The following is a 2,241-nucleotide window of genomic DNA, read 5'->3' on the forward strand; positions in this document are numbered from 1 at the left end:
GCCGACGTGCCGGCCAGGCCCGCCACGGCGAGCGCGGCGGCGGCGGCGAGCGCCCTGCGGCGCGCGGCCGAGGCGCCGCGCGGCGCGCGGGTGTAGGAAAGCGGCGAACGTGCGGCGGCAAATGCCTGGATGCTGGACATGGGTGTCTCCTGCCTGATGCGTGTTGGTCTTGATCTGGTCTTGCGCCCGCGGCGGCCCTCGCCGCGCGGTGCGCGCCCGTTGCTACGGGGTGATGCGGCGAATCTCCGGCGCGCGCCGCTCAGCGCCGCGCACCGTCCTGCGAACCGTTCCGCGAATCTTCGTGCGGTGCTTGCGGTGCCTGCTGCAATGCCTGCTGCGCGGCTTCCTGCGCGGCGAAATGCGCCGCCATCCAGGCTGGCGGCTGGTGCGTGCGCAGGCGCGGGCCGGCGCTCAGCAACTGGCTCGGCGTGTCGCGCCGCACCAGCTCCGGCAGCCCCGCCACCACCTCGAGCAGGCGGCCGAGGTCCACGCCGGTGTCCACGCCCATCGCGGCGAACATGTGCACCAGTTCCTCGGTGCTGACGTTGCCGCTCGCGCCGGGCGCGTAGGGGCAGCCGCCCAGGCCGCCGGCGGCGGCGTCGAAGCGCGCCACGCCGGCCTGCCACGCGGCCAGCGCGTTGGCCAGGCCCATGCCGCGCGTGTTGTGCAGGTGGATGGTCAGGCCGGCCTGCGGCAGCTCGCGCCGGAAGCGCCCGCACAGCGCGGCGACCTGCGTGGGATAGGCCATGCCGGTGGTGTCGCACAGCGTGATGCCGGCCGCGCCGGCGGCGGCGAACGATGCCGCCAGCGCCATCACCGCGTCCGCGTCGACCTCGCCCTCGAACGGGCAGCCGAACACCGTGGACAGCGAGACGTTGACCGGCACGCCGGCCTGCCCCGCCGCCGCGATCATCGCCAGCAGTTGCGCCTGCGACTGCGCGCGCGTCATGCGCAGGTTGGCGCGGTTGTGCGTCTCGCTGGCCGACATCACGAGGTTGAGCTCGTCGGGCCGGCACGACAGCGCGCGCTCCATGCCGCGCAGGTTGGGCACCAGCGCGGTGTAGTGCACGCCGGGCGCGCGCGCCATGCGGTGCATGACGGCCTCGGCATCGGCCAGCGCGGGAATCGCCTTGGCGGAGGTGAAGGAGGTCGCCTCGATGCGGGCAAAGCCGCACGCGGACAGCGCGTCGAGGAAGGCCACCTTGGCGTCGGTCGGCACCACCACCGGCTCGATCTGCAGGCCGTCGCGCGGCGCCACCTCGTTGATCTCGATGCGGGCCGGGCCGGCGGAGGCGGCGAACGTGGCGGCGCTCATGCCACCACCCCGCGCGCGCGCAGGTCGGCGATGGTGGCGGCATCGAAGCCCGCCTGCGCCAGCACCGCGTCGGTATGCTCGCCCAGCGCGGGCGCGCGGTCGTGGATGGCGCCCGGGCTGGCCGACAGCTTGGGGATGATGCCCGGCACTTCCACGGTCAGCCCGGCGGCCGAGGTCACGCTCTCGATCACGCCGCGCGCGCGGTAGTGCGGGTCTTCGGCGATGTCCTTGACGGTGTAGATGCGGCCCGACGGCACCTCGGCCTGCCGGAGCACGGCCAGCGCGTCCTCCACGCTGTGGGCGCGGGTCCAGGCCGCGATGGCGGCGTCGATCTCCTCGACGCGCTGCACGCGCCCGTCGTTGCGCGCGAGCGCCGGGTCCTCGGCGAGGTCGGCGCGGCCCAGCGCATGCATCAGGCGCTTGAAGATGGCGTCGCCGTTGGCCGCCACCAGCACGTACTCGCCGCTGGCGCACGGATAGGCGTTGGACGGCGCGATGCCCGGCAGCGCGCCGCCGGCCGGCTGGCGCACCGCGCCGAACGCGGAGTATTCCGGCAGCAAGCTCTCGCTCAGGTTGAACAGCGATTCATACAGGGCCACGTCGATGACCTGCCCCTTGCCGCCGCGCGCGTCGCGCTCGTACAGCGCCAGCAGCACGCCCAGCGCGCCGTGCAGGCCGGCGATGGTGTCGCCCAGCGACAGGCCCGCGCGCACCGGCGCGCGGCCGGGCTCGGCGGTCAGGTGGCGCAGCCCGCTCATGGCCTCGGCCACCGCGGCGAAGCCGGGTTCGTCCTTCTTCGGGCCGGTCTGGCCGTAGCCCGAGACCCGCACCATGATGAGGCCGGGGTTGTCGGCGCTCAGCGTGTCGTAGCCCAGGCCCCATTTCTCCATCGTGCCGGGGCGGAAGTTCTCGATCAGCACGTCGGC

2 protein-coding genes are annotated in these 2,241 nt (G+C 74.3%); both read right to left on the reverse strand.

Annotated features, from left to right (window positions below; genetic code table 11):
* Nucleotides 1-259 precede the first annotated feature (259 nt).
* Nucleotides 260-1,315, reverse strand: coding sequence for a hydroxymethylglutaryl-CoA lyase (locus tag K206_RS0133890; RefSeq protein WP_020206730.1), 1,056 nt, complete (start codon nt 1,313-1,315; stop codon nt 260-262).
* Nucleotides 1,312-2,241 (reverse strand): CaiB/BaiF CoA-transferase family protein (locus K206_RS0133895; protein ID WP_020206731.1); only part of this gene is annotated, 930 nt, incomplete at its 5' end. The genes K206_RS0133890 and K206_RS0133895, both read right to left, overlap by 4 nt.

It is taken from the genome of Cupriavidus sp. WS, from assembly GCF_000395345.1.
GTDB classification, from domain to species: Bacteria; Pseudomonadota; Gammaproteobacteria; order Burkholderiales; family Burkholderiaceae; genus Cupriavidus; species Cupriavidus basilensis_B.